The sequence below is a fragment of the Mesorhizobium sp. CNPSo 4689 genome, assembly GCF_057784325.1.
Genome location: NZ_JBWLUZ010000001.1, coordinates 91,754 through 106,540, shown reverse-complemented (window position 1 = coordinate 106,540; position 14,787 = coordinate 91,754). Strand labels below are relative to the sequence as shown.

Below are 14,787 nucleotides of genomic sequence, written 5' to 3'. Positions count from 1 at the left end.
GACGACTTCAATGATGGATTTCGCAATTTTCTGGGACTGGCTGAGTTTCGCCGTCCGCTGGCTGCATGTCATCACCGGCATCGCCTGGATCGGCTCGTCCTTCTATTTCGTCGCGCTCGATCTTGGTCTGCGCCAGCGCCCCGGCCTGCCCGCAGGCGCCTTCGGCGAGGAATGGCAGGTGCATGGCGGTGGCTTCTACCATATCCAGAAATATCTGGTGGCGCCGGCCGAAATGCCGGAGCACCTGACCTGGTTCAAATGGGAGTCCTACGCCACCTGGCTGTCGGGCTTCGCCATGCTGTGCGTGGTCTACTATGCCGGCGCCGATCTGTTCCTGATCGATCCGAACGTGCTGCCAATGTCGGTGCCAGTCGGCATCCTGCTGTCGCTGGCGACCATTGGCGTCGGCTGGGTGGTCTATGATCTTCTGTGCCGCTCGCCGCTCGGCAAAAGCGACACCGGCCTGATGCTGGTTCTCTACGGCGTGCTGGTGTTCATCGCCTGGGGGCTGACGCACCTGTTCACGGGCCGTGCGGCTTTCCTGCATCTTGGCGCCATCACCGCGACGATCATGTCGGCCAATGTCTTCATGGTCATCATCCCCAACCAGAAGATCGTCGTCGCCGACCTGATCGCCGGCCGCAAGCCCGACCCGAAATACGGCAAGATCGCCAAGCAGCGCTCGCTGCACAACAACTACCTGACACTGCCCGTCCTGTTCCTGATGCTGTCGAACCACTATCCGCTGGCCTTTGCTACCCAGTTCAACTGGGTCATCGCCTCGCTGGTGTTCATCATCGGTGTGCTGATCCGGCACTATTTCAACAGCATCCATGCGCGCAAGGGCAACCCGACCTGGACCTGGCTCGGCGCCGCCGTGCTGTTCGTCATCATCATCTGGCTGTCGACGGCGCCCAAGGTGCTGACCGGTGAGCCGAAAGCCTCCGCCGCGGCGGAAGTCTACATCGCCTCGGCGCATTTCCCGGCCGTGCGCGATACCGTGCTTGGCCGCTGCTCGATGTGCCATACGCAGGAGCCGGTCTATGAGGGCATCTACCACGCGCCGAAGGGCGTGATGCTGGATACCGACGCCAGCATCGCCGAGCATGCCCGCGAAATCTACCTGCAGGCCGGCCGCAGCCATGCCATGCCGCCCGCCAACGTCACCCAGATCAGCGACAAGGAGCGGGCGCTGCTGGTCGCCTGGTTCGAAGGCGCAGGGAAATAAACATGACCTCTCTCCTTCTGCGCGGCCGCACGCTGTCCTTCCTGCGCTGGCCTGAAAGCATCGACGACCATGCCGCCTGGCGCTACGAGGAGGATGGCGGCCTGCTGATCCGCGACGGCCGGATCGTGGCGGCCGGCGCCTATGCGCAAGTCGAGAAACAGGCCGGCGAAGGCGTCGCAAAAATCGACCATCGGCCGCATCTGCTGTTGCCGGGTTTCATCGACGCGCATGTGCATTTCCCACAGATGCAGGTCATCGCCTCCTATGGCGCCGAGCTGCTCGACTGGCTGAACAAATACACCTTTCCGGAAGAGACGAAGTTTCAGAACGCCCAGCACGGTCGCCGCATCGCCAGGCTGTTTCTGGACGAGATGGTACGGCACGGCACGACTACGGTCGCCGCCTATTGCTCGGTGCACAAGGCTTCCGCCGAAGCGTTCTTCGCCGAGTCACATGACCGCAACATGCTCAACATCGCCGGCAAGGTGATGATGGACCGCAACGCGCCGGATGGTGTGCTCGACACGCCGCAATCCGGCTACGACGACACAAAGGCGCTGATTGCGGAATGGCACGGCAAGGGGCGTCAGCACTACGCCATCACGCCGCGCTTCGCCATCACCTCGTCACCCGAGCAGCTGGAGATGGCCGGCGCACTCTGCCGCGAACACTCCGATTTGCACATGCAGACGCACCTATCGGAAAACCACGCCGAAATCGCCTTCACCCAGGAGCTTTACCCCTGGTCGCGCGACTACACCGACGTCTACGAGCACTACGGGCTGCTGGGGAAAAAGAGCCTGTTCGGCCATTGCATCCATCTGTCGGAACGCGAGGCGGATGCACTTTCGGACAACGGGTCGGTGGCTGTGTTCTGCCCGACCTCGAATCTGTTCCTCGGCTCCGGCCTGTTCAATTATCAGCGCTACCGCACGCGTGACAAAGCCCTTCGCATCGCGGCCGCCACCGATGTCGGCGGCGGCACCAACTATTCGATGCTGCGCACCATGGATGAGGGCTACAAGGTCATCGCGCTGAACGGCGAGAAGCTCAACCCGTTCCAGTCTTTCTGGCAGCTGACGCGCGGCAATGCCGAGGCGCTGTCGGTTGCGGAGAAGGTCGGCACGCTGGATGAGGGGACGGACGCCGATATCGTCGTGCTCGACGCCCGCGCCACGCCTGCCATGCGGCTGAGGATGGAAACGGTGGGGTCGCTGGCCGAGGAACTGTTCCTGCTGCAGACGCTGGGAGACGACCGCACTGTCCGCGAGGTCTATGTGGCGGGGCGGCCGGCCAAGCGCGACATGGCGGTCTGACCTGGTGCGTTCCCCGCTTGACCCGGCGGCAGCCATCGGTCAAAGCGTGCGGCGACATTGACAGGGGAACGACATGGCCGTTGCCGACGACATCGCTCTGATCAAGAAACAGGAAGCGACGCTGGTCTTCCCGACCTTCGACGAGGCCGTCGCCTTCGAGATCGGCGCGGCAATCCGCGATCGGGCGCTGGCCGAGACCATGCCCATCATCGTCGACATCAGGACTTTCGACCGGCCGCTCTTCTACGCTGCGATGCCTGGCTCGAACGCCTCCAATCCGGACTGGGCGCGGCGCAAGATCAATGTGGTGAAGCGGTTCCTGAAAAGCACCTATCGCATGGTGCTGGAGCAGCAGCGCCCGGACCGCACCTTCAAGGTCGGCGAAGGGCTCGACATATCAGACTACGTGCTGGCCGGCGGCGGCTTTCCGGTGACGGTCAAGGGCGCCGGTGTCATCGGCGTGATCGCCGTCTCGGGCCTGCCGGAGCGCGAGGATCACGGCGTCGTGGTCGATGCGATCTGCAAATATCTGCGCATCGACGCAGCCGAACTGGCATTGCCGCCGGAAGCAAAATGACTGAATTCGATCCGAAGACCTTCCTCACCTCGATCTTCAACGCCGCCGTCGCCGCTGCTGACCCGGAACGGACGATCCGGGATCATTTGCCGGCGAAGCCCAAGGGCCGCACGATCGTCGTCGGCGCTGGCAAGGGCTCGGCGCAGATGGCGGCTGCCTTCGAGAAGGTGTGGGACGGACCGATCGAAGGGCTCGTCGTCACGCGCTACGGCTATGGCGCAAAATGCGAGCGCATCGAGATCATCGAAGCGGCGCACCCGGTGCCCGATGCGGCCGGGCTCGAGGCCTCACGGCGATTGCTGGAGAAAGTCCGGGGACTGACCGCTGATGACCTGGTGGTGGCGCTGATTTCGGGCGGCGGCTCAGCGCTGCTGCCCGCGCCGGCCGGAGGCCTGACGCTGGCCGATGAAATTGCCGTAAACGAGGCGCTGCTTGCCTCCGGCGCGCCGATCGCGGCGATGAACACCATCCGCAAGCATCTCTCGACCATCAAGGGCGGCCGGCTGGCCGCTGCGGCCCATCCGGCCAAGGTGGTGTCGCTGGTCGTCTCGGACATTCCCGGCGACAATCCGGCGCTGGTCGCCTCCGGGCCCACCGTTCCCGACACAGGCAGCCGCGAGGACGCACTGGCCTCGATCGCCGCCTATGGCATGAAGCTGCCGGCTTCGGTCATGGCGCATATCAATTCACCCGCAGCCGACGCGCCGCGTCCGGACGATCCGCGCTTTGTCAGTAATGAGGTGCACCTGACCGCCTCGGCCGGCGTATCACTGGAAGCGGCAGGCGCCGAGGCCAGGCGGCAAGGTATAGAGGCCGTCATCCTTTCGGACTCGATCGAGGGCGAGGCGCGTGAGGTCGGCGGCGTCCATGCCGCAATCGCGCGCGCGGTGGCGACGCGCAACCGGCCATTCCAGAAACCCGTACTGATCCTGTCGGGCGGCGAAACCACTGTAACGCTCCGTGCCAAGGGCAAGGGCGGCCGCAACTCGGAATTCCTGCTCGCCTTCGCCATCGGCATCAGCGGCATGGAGGGTGTCCACGCGCTCGCCGCCGACACCGACGGCATCGACGGTTCGGAGGACAATGCCGGCGCCTTTGCCGATGGCTCGACGGTCTCGCGCATGCGCACGGCGGGCGTCGACGCCAAGGCGATGCTGGCCGGCAACAACGCCTGGACCGCCTTCAACGCCGTCGGCGATCTGTTCGTCCCCGGTCCGACCGGCACGAATATCAACGATCTGCGGGCAATCCTGATCCGATAGGATCAGGCGGCCATCAGCCGCTTCACCTGTTTCATATCCTGCAGGAACCGTCCGCGTTCGGCCTCCTTGTCCGCCGCTTCGCGGATGCGCAGGATGAAGGACGGATGGATGGTGATGAAGACGCGCAGGCCGTCGTCACGCTCTATCACCTGACCTCGCATCTTCGTCACTGGTACTGCTTTGCCGAGCAGCGACTGCGCCGCCGTCGCGCCCAGCGCCACGACGACATCCGGTTTGATCAGCCCGATCTCCCTGTCCAGCCACCAGCGGCAAGCCTGGACCTCGCCGGCATTCGGCTTGGAATGAATGCGCCGCTTGCCGCGCGGCTCGAACTTGAAATGCTTGACCGCGTTGGTGACATAGATCTTTTGGCGATCGACACCGGCATCGTTCAGGATGGCATCGAACATCTTGCCCGCCGGCCCGACGAATGGTTTGCCGGCCAAATCCTCCTGATCGCCCGGCTGTTCGCCGACGAAGATAACTTCGGCGCCCTCCGGCCCCTCGCCGAACACTGTCTGGGTGGCGTCGCGCCACAACGGACAGCGGCGGCAGCCCGTAGCTGCCTCGCGCAATTCCGCAATCGAGTTGGCATCGTCCTCATTCGGCGCCAACTCGGCGCGCGGCGCACGTCTGACGGGTGTTTTCGCCTTGTGCTGCAAGCCTAGGGTCGCCATCCTGTGCCTCATCCATTCCCTGATGAAATGGACGGGACAGGCGATGGTTCCTTTCACACCTCGTGCAGATAGAGGTGATAATCCAGCTCGCTGACGGTGCGGGCGACACGCAGATATTCCGATTGCTTGATCGCCACGAACGTCCGATGCAAATCCTCGCCGAGCGCGCCTTTCAGGAACGTCGAAGCCCGTGCGGCCTCGATCGCGGCGCGCCAGTCGACCGGCATCGTCGTTCGCGTGACAGCCGACTCATAGCCGTTGCCGGTGGTTTCCGGGCCAGGATCGAGGCCGTCGTCCAGTCCTTTGACGATACCCGCCAGCACCGTTGCCGCCACCAGATAGGGGTTGGCGTCGACGCCCGACGGCCGGTGCTCGATGCGACGGTTCTTGGCATCGCCTGCCGGCACGCGCAGCGCCACTGAGCGGTTGTTGACGCCCCAGGTCGGGGCCACCGGCGCATAGGACTGCGAGACGAAGCGCCGCCACGAATTGGCGTGCGGCGCAAACACCAGCATCGATTCCGCCATGGTCTGGATGAGGCCGCCGAGACCGCGCAGCAGCGGCAGCGACCAAGTCTCTCCGGCAGCTTCGGCAAAGACGTTCCTGCCGGCATTGTCCAGCAGCGAGACATGGAAATGCATGCCCGAGCCGGCATATTTCTCGATCGGCTTGGCCATGAAGCAGGCGGTGACGCCATGCCGGCGCGCCTGCGCCCGCACCAGCCGTTTCAGCATGACGAGATCGTCGGCTGCCCGCATCACGTCCTTGCGGTAGTTCAGCGTCAGCTCGTACTGGCCCGGCGCATATTCGGAAATGACCGTTTCGGCGGGAATGCCTTGCGCCTTGGCCGCGGCATAGATGTCGGAAAACAGCGGCTCCATGCCGTGCAGATGGTCGACGGAATAGACCTCGGTCTTGCCCGAACTGCGGCCGTCGAGCATGGCGCGTGCCGCCTGCACCTTGCCCTCCGCGTCGCGCTCGTTGGCAAGCAGGAAGAATTCGAGTTCGAAGGCGCCGGCCGGATGCAGGCCTTTGGCCGCCAATATATCCACTTGCCTGGCCAGCGCGAGCCGCGGGTCGGACGACATCGGTTGGCCGTCGAGGTGATACATCGCCATCAGCACCTGGCCGCGCGGCGGACTTGTGCCGTAGAGCGGCACCAGCGTGCCGGGGATCGGCCATGCCCTGAGGTCGCCGTCTCCGGTGGTCCAGATCAGCCCGGTCTCGTGCACGTCCTCGCCGGTGATGTCGAGGCCGAGGATCGAGATCGGCATGTGCCGGCCACCCTCGAAGATGCTCATCAATTCGTGCCGGCGCACGATCTTGCCGCGGCCGACGCCGTTGGCGTCGGTCAGCACGATATCGAAAGCCTCGATCTCGGGATGGGCGTCGAGGAAAGCTTTCGCTTCGCTGGGCGTCGAGCCCGAAGGTGAAGTCGCAACGGCAGTTGAGGTCGGCATGCGCGCTTGTCTCATGCCGCAAGCCTTGCCGCAACCGCGCCGAAGGCGGTGATCAGCCGGTTGACCTGGGCTGCCGTGGTTGCCGGCGAGATCAGCATCATGTTGTGGAAGGGCGCGATCAGCACGCCCTGGTTGACCAGCGCGACATGGATCGCGGCCTCGAGCTCCGGCGCATGCGCTGCCTCGGCCTCGCCGCCATTCCGCAGCGGGCCAGGCGCGCAGATGAACTCGACGCGGGCGCCGATACGGGCGACATGCCAGGGCAGACGGTAACGGTCGATGACCCCGGTAAGTCCGGCGTGGAGCCGCAGCGCCAAACGGCCCATATGGACATAGTTCTCGTCGGTCATCACCTCTTCCAGCGTCGCGCGCATCGTCGCGAACTGTAGCGGGTTGCCCGACAGCGTCGTGCCCATGCCGGAATAACCCGGCTCCTTGGTCAGGTTATAGGCGGCATAGCGCGTGGCGACATCGTCGCTCATGCCCCAGACACTCGCCGGCACGCCGCCGGCGATCGGCTTGCCGAGCACGAACAGATCCGGCTCCAGCCCGTATGTCCTGGTGTAGCCGCCAGATCCCGTCGAGATGGTGTGGGTTTCGTCGATCAAGAGCAGCGTGCCGGCGGCGCGGGTCAGTTTGCGCAGCACGTCGTGAAAGCCGGGGTCAGGCAGTACCATGCAGGAGTTGGTCAGCACCGGTTCGGTGATAACGCAGGCAATATCCTTGCCGCGCAACGCGGCTTCCAGCGCCGGCAAATCATTGAACTCGACAACCCCGGTTTTCTGGGTGAGGTCGCGGAATTCGCCAGCCAGCCCCGGCCGGTTGACCGGCCTGCCGTCGACCAGCCGTACCATCGTCTCGTCGACCGAGCCATGATAGCAGCCGTTGAAGACCAGGATCTTTTCCCGGCCGGTGACGGCGCGGGCGACGCGCAGCGCGAAGCGGTTGGCATCGGTCGCCGTCGTCGCAATCTGCCAGAACGGCAAGCCGAAATGCTGCTGCAACAGCGGGCCGATGGCGAGCGCATCCTCGCTGGGCAGCATGTAGGTCAGGCCGCGCCCGGCCTGGCGGCGGATGGCACGCACGACCGGCGGCGAATGGCCGAACATCGAACCGGTGTCGCCGAGGCAGAAATCGTCGAGCCGGTTGCCGTCGATGTCCGTGATGGTGGCGCCTTTGGCGCTGTCGACCAGGATCGGAAACGGCGTCGGCCAGTCGTTCATCCAATGCATCGGCACACCGCCGAAGAAGCCGGGCAGTCCGTTGCCGATTTTTGCGGCCGATTTCGGCCGCGCCTTGCGGAAAACCTCCGCCTCCGTCTCACGCAGCCTGGCGATGCGGTCACTGCTGATGCCACCGATCGAAGTCCTTGAATGGTCGATTGAATGCATGAGGGCCCTCTGCCGGCCACTGTAGACAATCGCAGTCTCAACCCGCAATTGGCCGCCTGGTTGCTCTGCATTGGCTCAGCGCCACTCGGCTGGCGCTTGACCTCGAGGCAAAATCCGGCGCCAATACTGGCGGGCTTGTGGTTTTGGGGGAGAAAAATGCGGGCAATCATCTGCACTGCGACGTTGCTTCTGTCGGCTGGCGCAGCCTTTGCGAGCGGCGGTATCTGGTGCTCCGCCGACGATGCGGCGGCGATATTCCAGGTCGAAGCCGGCGTCACCAGGGGCATGGGCGGGCCGACCTTCAACTTTCGCGGCGATCTCGAAATTCTCAACAGGCCTGCCGGTGACAGCCTGCGCAAGACCGTGTTCGAGGATTCCAACCTGACGCAGTACTGGCTCGACGGCAAGGAATTGCGGCTGAACATCTATCGCGAGCACGAGGCCGCGCCGACTTACAATTCGGTCGAACTGACGATCCTGACCAAGACCAGCGACGAAGGCGTCTATGACGGGCGCTACACGCTCGCCATCTACGACGCCGCGGCGGATACGGACCAGGACGGCAAGCCGGTTGAAGTCACCGGCAAAGTATCGTGCGGGGCCGAGTAGGGGCGTTCAAGCCGTGATGTCGATGACGCCGCAGTCGCCGGTGGCGCTGCCGAAGGCGACGCGGCGCTCTTCCTTGTCCCACATCATCGAGCTGATGGCGCCCTTGCCTGGGCGGCGCAGAAGCACCTCCTTGGCATCGGCAAAGCGCACCGCCATCACCATGCCGTCGTCATAGCCGACGGCGACGACATCTTGGCTCGGATGGCATGCGACAGTGGTCACCATGGCATTGCCACGCGTGCCGAGCTCCAGCGGCGCCTTGCCCATCGGCCCGTCCTTGCCCGAAAACGGCCAGACGATTGCCGCCGGCGCGCCGGAACTCGCCAGCCATTTGCCCTTGGCGCTCCACGACAGGCTTTTGACCTTGCCGGGATAGCCGCTCATGCGCATGTGCTTGCCGTCGGCCAGCTTCCAGCCATGCAGTGCGTTTTCCTGCATGGTGGTGACGAGGAAGGCGCCATCGGGCGAAAAGGTGATGCCGGTATGGGCGCCGGCCCATTCGAGCTCGACCGGCTTGCCCTCGGCGGCCGGGAAATGCAGCGTCGCGCCATTGTAGCGGGCAACGCCGAAGCGCATGCCCTTGGGTGAAAAGGCCAGCCCCTCGACCGAACGCGGATGCGTGAACACTTTTGTCTTGCCGTCGGCGAAGCGCACATAGGCGGTCTTGCCGGAGGCGAAGGCGATGGCCCCCTGCGGCCCGGCGGCGACGCTGGTGATCCATTTCTTGCCGGCGCTCGCCAGCTCCGCAGCATTGCCGCCGGCGCCAATGGCAAACACCTTGCCGTCCTCGCCGCCGGTGATCAGCCGGTCGTTGGCCGCATCGTGGAAGGCGGCGAGCAGCCCGTCATTGGCCTGTACGGTCTTGTGGCCATGGTCGAGCCGGTGGACGACGCCATCGGCCAGCGCGAAATGCGGCGCGTCGCCGAGGAAGACGGCGGCGACGCAATGGCCTTCGAGATCAAGCGGGGCGACGGTGGGCATGCGGACTGGTCCATTCGAGATTGTCGCTGGTCGTCTACGCCAGCGCGGCTAGGTGCGGCTTCGCCCTTCTCCCCTTGTGGGAGAAGGTGGATTGGCGCGCAGCGCCAAGACGGATGAGGGGTGTTGGACGGATTACCGTCGGCGCCAAGCTGGAACACCCCTCATCCGACCGAGCTTCGCTCGGCCACCTTCTCCCACAAGGGGAGAAGCAAGAAGGGGCAGCGCTAACCCTAAACTGGCCTGGAAATCAAGCGGCCTGGCAGGCGTCAAAGCTCTTCTTCAGCCGTTCGGCATCGAGTTCACGGCCGATGAAGACCAGCCGGCTCTCGTGCTTTTCGCCGTCCTTCCAGGCGCGCTGGTGATCACCTTCGATGATCATGTGGACGCCCTGGATGACATAGCGCTCGTCGTCGCCCTTGAGCGCGATGATGCCCTTCAGCCGCAGGATGTTCGGGCCTTCCATCTGGGTGATCTTTTCGATCCAGGGGAAGAATTTCTTCGGATCCATCTCGCCGCCGCGCAGCGACACCGACTGCACCGTCACATCGTGGATGTCGGAGGGATGGTGATGGTGGTCGTGGTCATGATCATGGTGGTGGTGATCGTGGCCGTCATGGTCATGATGGTCGTGATCATGATCATGCGCCTCGAGGAAATGCGGATCGTTCTCCAGCGCCCGCGAAAGATCGAAGGCGCCGCGGTCGAGCACTTCGGCCAACGCCACGCCGGCGCGCGTCGTGCGATGGATCCTGGCCGCCGGGTTGATGGCGCGGATCGTCGCTTCGACCTTGGCGAGTTCGTCGGGCGTGACGAGATCGGTCTTGTTGAGCACGACGACGTCGGCAAAGGCGATCTGGTCCTCGGCCTCCTTGGAATCCTTCAGCCTGAGCGGCAGGTGCTTGGCGTCGACGAGCGCCACTACCGCGTCGAGCCTGGTCTTGGAGCGCACGTCGTCGTCCATGAAGAAGGTCTGCGCCACCGGCACCGGGTCGGCAAGGCCGGTGGTCTCGACGACGATGGCGTCGAAACGGCCGGGCCGGCGCATCAGGCCCTCGACGACACGGATCAGGTCGCCGCGCACCGTGCAGCAGACGCAGCCATTGTTCATCTCGTAGATTTCCTCGTCGGACTCCACGATCAAATCATTGTCGATGCCGATCTCGCCGAATTCGTTGACGATGACGGCATAGCGCTTGCCGTGGCTTTCCGAGAGGATGCGGTTGAGCAGCGTCGTCTTACCGGCGCCGAGATAGCCTGTCAGGACGGTTACGGGGATCTGCGTCTGTGCATCGCTCATGTGTAGGCCTCGAAAAGGAGATTGTCGGCTCCATATAGGATGTGCGCTTTGCTTTTGCACGTAGCAAACCGCTGGGCCATACTGGCCGCTGCGAGAGGAGCCAGATGTCCGACAAGCCGCCTACCATGTCACTGAACAGGCGTCAGGCGCTGAGCCTCATCGCCGTCACCGCCGGCGGCGGCGCTTTCCTGCCGGCTGCCGCGACGGCGCAGACTTCACCCTATGCCGGGCTTGCCCTGTTCGACGCCGGTGCCGGCGTCTGCACCATCACGCCGGAGGCGACGGAAGGGCCGTTCTATTTCAACCCGAAACTCCAACGCGCCGATGTTACCGAAGGCAAGAAGGGCGTCGGTCTCAATGTGCGGCTGCAGGTGGTCGATACCGCCTGTCGCCCGCTTGCCGGTGCGCGCGTCGATATCTGGCATTGCGATGCGCAAGGCGCCTATTCCGGCTATCCCGGACAGGGCGACGGCCAGGATGTCGACACCTCCGGCCAGACATTCCTGCGCGGCTGGCAGAAGACGGACGAAAGCGGCATCGTCTCCTTCGCCACCATCTATCCCGGCTGGTATCGCGGCCGCACCACCCACATCCACTTCAAGGTCTTCCCCGACGAACGATCGGTGATGACCGGCCAGTTGTTTTTCCCCGACGGCCTGAGCGATCAGATCTTTGCGACCGTCTCGCCCTACAACGACCGTCCCGGCAAACGTGACACCTCGAATGCGCGGGACGGCATAGCGCGACGGGCCGGACCCTTGTCGCAGGCCGCCCTGCGCGAGGCGGCGGATGCCTATCGGGCCCTACTGGTCGTCGCTGTGAAGGCCGGCTGAGCTCCGTTTAGGCCCCGCCCATGGCCACGGGAAAAGTCCCCCGGCCCAAAAAGTCGTTTGTCATCTAACTGAAATAAACATCTGGCATTCACCACGGCGGACATCAATGCTTGCCGGCAAAGCTGTTTTCGCAAGCCGGATTCTTTTTGATCGTCGATTGCCAACCGGCGGGCAGGCTCTATGCTGCCGGCACCGGTTCGGCCGAAGAGGGATGACCATGGCCAAGGCGGACAAAACTGCAACAATGAGCCGGCTGCATTCGGCGGCGCGGCTGGCGCGTACGGCACTTGCCGCGCGGCTTCTGGCGCACGGCTTCTATGCCGGACAGGACCAGATCATGCTGTCGCTCGACCGCGAGGACGGCCAGACACCGGGCAACCTCGCCGGTCGCCTTGGCGTGCGCCCGCCGACCATCACCAAGACCATCAACCGGCTGCAGGCGCAGGGTTTCCTGGAAAAGCGCGCTTCGGTGAACGATGCCCGTCAGGCGCACATCTTCCTCACCGACACCGGCCGCGAGATCATCCACGCCATCGAGAAATCGGTGAAGAAGACCGAGAAGCAGGCGCTGAAGGGCCTCGACAAGAAAGACCAGAAGGCGCTGTTCAAATTGCTTGCCCGCATTGAAGCCAATCTCTCGAATGAGGAATTGGTGCTGATCGACGACGACGCCGATCTCGACGACTAAAGAGCGACGCGTCAGCGTCGTCTCGCCCGAGCGACGCATTGCGCGTCGTCCAAGAGGCGACGCATTCCGCGTCCGGCCTACCCGACCCTACGCTGCCGCCGTCGATGAGCCGCGCACCAGCGCCGACCAGCGTCCAGGCGTCAGGCCGAACGCCTTCTTGAAATGCCGGTTGAAGTGGCTCTGGTCACTGAAGCCGGCGGCAATGGCGATCTCGGCGAGCGCCTCTCCCGCCTCGATCATGCGCCGTGCCCGCTGCAGCCGGCGCATCAAAAGGAAACGGTGCGGGCTCGTGGAATAGGTCGCGCGGAAATGGCGCGAAAGCGCATAGCGGTCGAGGCCGGTCACTGCTTCCAGTTCATCGGACCGCACCGCCCGCTCGACATTCTCTTCCAGATAGTCGCGCGCAAGTGCTGCGGCGCGCCACGCCGTCTTTTCCATCGGCTTTGCCGGCTGCCCGGCATGGCGCCCCAGATTCTGCGCCAGCTGCGCAATGAAATCGGCGACAAACAGCTCGTCCAGTTCCTCATCGAGCGGCGCCAGTGCGGAAAGCAGTGTGCCAAGTAAAGCCGGATCGCTCACCACGGCATCCTCGACGAAAGGCAATGGCGCGCCGCCCAGGCAGTCGAGCAGCAGCGACGGCTCCAGATAGAGAATCCGGTAGTGCAAGCCTTCCTCGGTGCCGGCGCCGCCGTCGTGCAATTCGTCGGGATGCAGAACGATGATCTGGCCAGGCAGGCTATGATGCGCCGCGCCGCGATAGCGGAAGCTCTGTACGCCGTGCAGCGTCACCCCGATCGCGTAGGTATCGTGGCGGTGGAGATCGAAGGCAATGCCATGGAAGCGCGCCTCGATGCGCTCAATGCCGGCCGTGCCTGGCGCCGAGACGATGCCATCCTCGGCCGCATCCCAGCACAAACGTTCAAGACCCTGACGGGCCTCCCGGCCTAGATCGTGCGTCATCGCTTCAACAACACTCTGGAACTGGCGACTGTCTCATGTTCGATACGAAATTTGCAATCGTGCTCAGGCAAGATCTTCCCGTCTGGCAGAAGCTCAACGTCACCGCCTTCCTGACCAGCGGCATCGTCGCGCAGTTTGCCGATATCATCGGCGAGCCCTATCGCGATCGGACCGGCAACATCTACAACCCGCTGTCGATCCAGCCGGTCATCGTGCTTGCAGCCGACAGCGCAACGCTTGGCGCGATCCACCGGCGCGCGCTGGAGCGCAGCGTGACGACGTCGCTCTATGTCGAGGAGATGTTCTCGACGGGCTTTGACGCCGCCAACCGCGCCGTCTTCGCCGAATTCGCGCCCGAGGATGCCAAGGTCGTCGGCATCGCGCTGCGCGCCGAGAAGAAACTGGTCGACAAGATCACCAAGGGCGCCCGCATGCACGCCTGAACGCCTGGGCATTGTTGCACTGGCTTCTTTTGGTCCGGCCACAGCCGACAATTGGCTTGTCGGCCGGCGACGATTGCCGCAAAGGTTGGTGTCTGCCCACCTTCCTTCGGCCTGAAATTGAGCGTTCCCAGAAAACCAGACGAAAGCGCAACGCCGCCGGCGGCGATGCTGCTGATGCTTTCCACCTATGTCTGCTTCACCTTTCTCGACACCAGCAGCAAATACCTGGTGCTGGCCGGCATCTCGGCGCTGATCGTCGCCTGGGCCCGCTTCGTCGTCCATGTGCTGCTGGTCGGCGTCTTTCTGCGCGGCTGGCGCAAGCCATCGCGCTTCCGCGCCAACAATTTACCGGCACACATATTGCGCGGCGCCTTCCTATTCGGATCGACCATGTGCAACATCATGGCGCTGCGCACCTTGCAGCTGGCCGAGACCACTTCGATCTACTTCTTCGGCCCGATGGTGATCACCGCACTTGCCGGTCCGCTGCTCGGCGAATGGGCGGGCTGGCGGCGCTGGATGGCGATCCTGTCCGGCTTTGTCGGTGTGCTGGTCATCACCCGGCCGGGTGTCGGCGTTTTCGGCATAGGCCATCTGTTTGCGCTCGGCTCGATGCTGTCGAACTCCTTCTATGTCATCATGACGCGCCGCATGTCGGCGACGGAGACGTCCGAAAGCCTCATCCTGTTCTCGGCGCTGGCGCCGGCGGTGCTGCTCCTGCCCACACTGCCGTTCTCGCTGTCACTGCCGCAGGACGCCTGGCACTGGTCCGTCCTCTTGATGCTCGGCGTGTTCGGCGCGACCGGCCATTGGCTGCTGGTCCAGGCCTATCGTCTGGCAACGACCACGGCACTCGCCCCCTACCCCTATTCGCAGATGGTGTGGATGATCCTGTCCGGCTGGATCATCTTCCACCAGTTTCCGGACCGCTGGACGCTTGTGGGCGCGGCCATCATCGTCGCCAGCGGCCTCTACATCATCCATCGCGAACACCGGCTTCGCCTGCGCAATCACGCGGCGCTGGACGCGGAGGCGGAAACGCTGGCAAAAAAACTTTGATTTGCT

Annotated in this window: 15 protein-coding genes; 9 read left to right on the top strand and 6 right to left on the bottom strand. The window is 64.1% G+C overall.

What is annotated here, in order from left to right; genetic code table 11:
- The first annotated feature begins 10 nt into the window (after positions 1–10).
- From AC04SI_RS00525 to AC04SI_RS00510, 4 genes are all read left to right on the top strand, one after another.
- Positions 11–1,228: a urate hydroxylase PuuD gene (locus AC04SI_RS00525; RefSeq protein WP_488473777.1), complete on the top strand. Its 1,218-nt coding sequence runs from the start codon at positions 11–13 to the stop codon at positions 1,226–1,228.
- Between the two features lie 2 nt (positions 1,229–1,230).
- Positions 1,231–2,544, top strand: a complete 1,314-nt coding sequence (gene guaD / locus AC04SI_RS00520; RefSeq protein WP_404274805.1) for a guanine deaminase — start codon at positions 1,231–1,233, stop codon at positions 2,542–2,544.
- 73 nt (positions 2,545–2,617) lie between these two features.
- Positions 2,618–3,121 carry a heme-degrading domain-containing protein gene (locus AC04SI_RS00515; protein WP_404274803.1) on the top strand — a complete coding sequence of 168 codons (504 nt, stop codon included), beginning with the start codon at positions 2,618–2,620 and terminating at the stop codon, positions 3,119–3,121.
- Positions 3,118–4,383 (top strand): glycerate kinase type-2 family protein, encoded by a 1,266-nt coding sequence (locus AC04SI_RS00510; RefSeq protein ID WP_404274801.1) that lies wholly within the window; start codon positions 3,118–3,120, stop codon positions 4,381–4,383. The genes AC04SI_RS00515 and AC04SI_RS00510 overlap by 4 nt, the downstream gene beginning before the upstream one ends.
- Positions 4,384–4,385: 2 nt before the next feature.
- Here AC04SI_RS00510 and AC04SI_RS00505 read toward each other — a convergent pair whose 3' ends face one another.
- Genes AC04SI_RS00505 through AC04SI_RS00495 form a run of 3 tightly spaced genes read right to left on the bottom strand, consistent with a single transcriptional unit; the run spans position 4,386 to position 7,911 of the window.
- A complete protein-coding gene (locus tag AC04SI_RS00505) occupies positions 4,386–5,060 on the bottom strand; it encodes a UdgX family uracil-DNA binding protein (protein ID WP_404274799.1) in 675 nt (224 codons plus the stop codon).
- A gap of 53 nt (positions 5,061–5,113) precedes the next feature.
- The gene (locus tag AC04SI_RS00500; protein ID WP_404274798.1) at positions 5,114–6,535 is read right to left on the bottom strand and encodes a glutamine synthetase family protein; all 1,422 of its coding nucleotides are present in this window, start codon (positions 6,533–6,535) and stop codon (positions 5,114–5,116) included.
- Positions 6,532–7,911 (bottom strand): aspartate aminotransferase family protein, encoded by a 1,380-nt coding sequence (locus tag AC04SI_RS00495; protein ID WP_488473776.1) that lies wholly within the window; start codon positions 7,909–7,911, stop codon positions 6,532–6,534. Before AC04SI_RS00495 ends, AC04SI_RS00500 begins: the two co-directional genes overlap by 4 nt.
- A gap of 156 nt (positions 7,912–8,067) precedes the next feature.
- On the opposite strand from AC04SI_RS00495, the gene AC04SI_RS00490 reads away from it, so the two are divergent.
- The gene (locus tag AC04SI_RS00490; RefSeq protein WP_404274795.1) at positions 8,068–8,520 is read left to right on the top strand and encodes a hypothetical protein; all 453 of its coding nucleotides are present in this window, start codon (positions 8,068–8,070) and stop codon (positions 8,518–8,520) included.
- Positions 8,521–8,526: 6 nt separating this feature from the next.
- Here the strand turns inward: AC04SI_RS00490 and AC04SI_RS00485 are convergent, their stop codons facing one another.
- On the bottom strand, positions 8,527–9,501 hold the full coding sequence (locus AC04SI_RS00485; protein WP_404274794.1) for a WD40 repeat domain-containing protein: 975 nt from the start codon (positions 9,499–9,501) through the stop codon (positions 8,527–8,529).
- 247 nt (positions 9,502–9,748) lie between these two features.
- Positions 9,749–10,798, bottom strand: coding sequence for a CobW family GTP-binding protein (locus tag AC04SI_RS00480; RefSeq protein ID WP_488473775.1), 1,050 nt, complete (start codon positions 10,796–10,798; stop codon positions 9,749–9,751).
- A gap of 104 nt (positions 10,799–10,902) precedes the next feature.
- Here AC04SI_RS00480 and AC04SI_RS00475 point away from each other — a divergent pair, with 104 nt between their 5' ends.
- Together AC04SI_RS00475 and AC04SI_RS00470 are read left to right on the top strand one after the other, a co-directional pair.
- Entirely contained in the window at positions 10,903–11,631 is a 729-nt protein-coding gene (locus tag AC04SI_RS00475) for an intradiol ring-cleavage dioxygenase (protein ID WP_404274791.1), read from the top strand.
- A gap of 217 nt (positions 11,632–11,848) precedes the next feature.
- Positions 11,849–12,319 (top strand): MarR family winged helix-turn-helix transcriptional regulator, encoded by a 471-nt coding sequence (locus tag AC04SI_RS00470; RefSeq protein ID WP_192179240.1) that lies wholly within the window; start codon positions 11,849–11,851, stop codon positions 12,317–12,319.
- An 87-nt stretch (positions 12,320–12,406) separates the two neighbouring features.
- On the opposite strand, the gene AC04SI_RS00465 is transcribed toward AC04SI_RS00470, so the two are convergent.
- The gene (locus tag AC04SI_RS00465; protein WP_488473774.1) at positions 12,407–13,279 is read right to left on the bottom strand and encodes an AraC family transcriptional regulator; all 873 of its coding nucleotides are present in this window, start codon (positions 13,277–13,279) and stop codon (positions 12,407–12,409) included.
- Positions 13,280–13,314: 35 nt separating this feature from the next.
- On the opposite strand from AC04SI_RS00465, the gene AC04SI_RS00460 reads away from it, so the two are divergent.
- Both AC04SI_RS00460 and AC04SI_RS00455 read left to right on the top strand, forming a co-directional pair.
- On the top strand, positions 13,315–13,722 hold the full coding sequence (locus AC04SI_RS00460; RefSeq protein ID WP_404274787.1) for a DUF2000 family protein: 408 nt from the start codon (positions 13,315–13,317) through the stop codon (positions 13,720–13,722).
- 174 nt (positions 13,723–13,896) lie between these two features.
- Positions 13,897–14,781: a DMT family transporter gene (locus tag AC04SI_RS00455; protein ID WP_404274785.1), complete on the top strand. Its 885-nt coding sequence runs from the start codon at positions 13,897–13,899 to the stop codon at positions 14,779–14,781.
- Positions 14,782–14,787 lie beyond the last annotated feature (6 nt).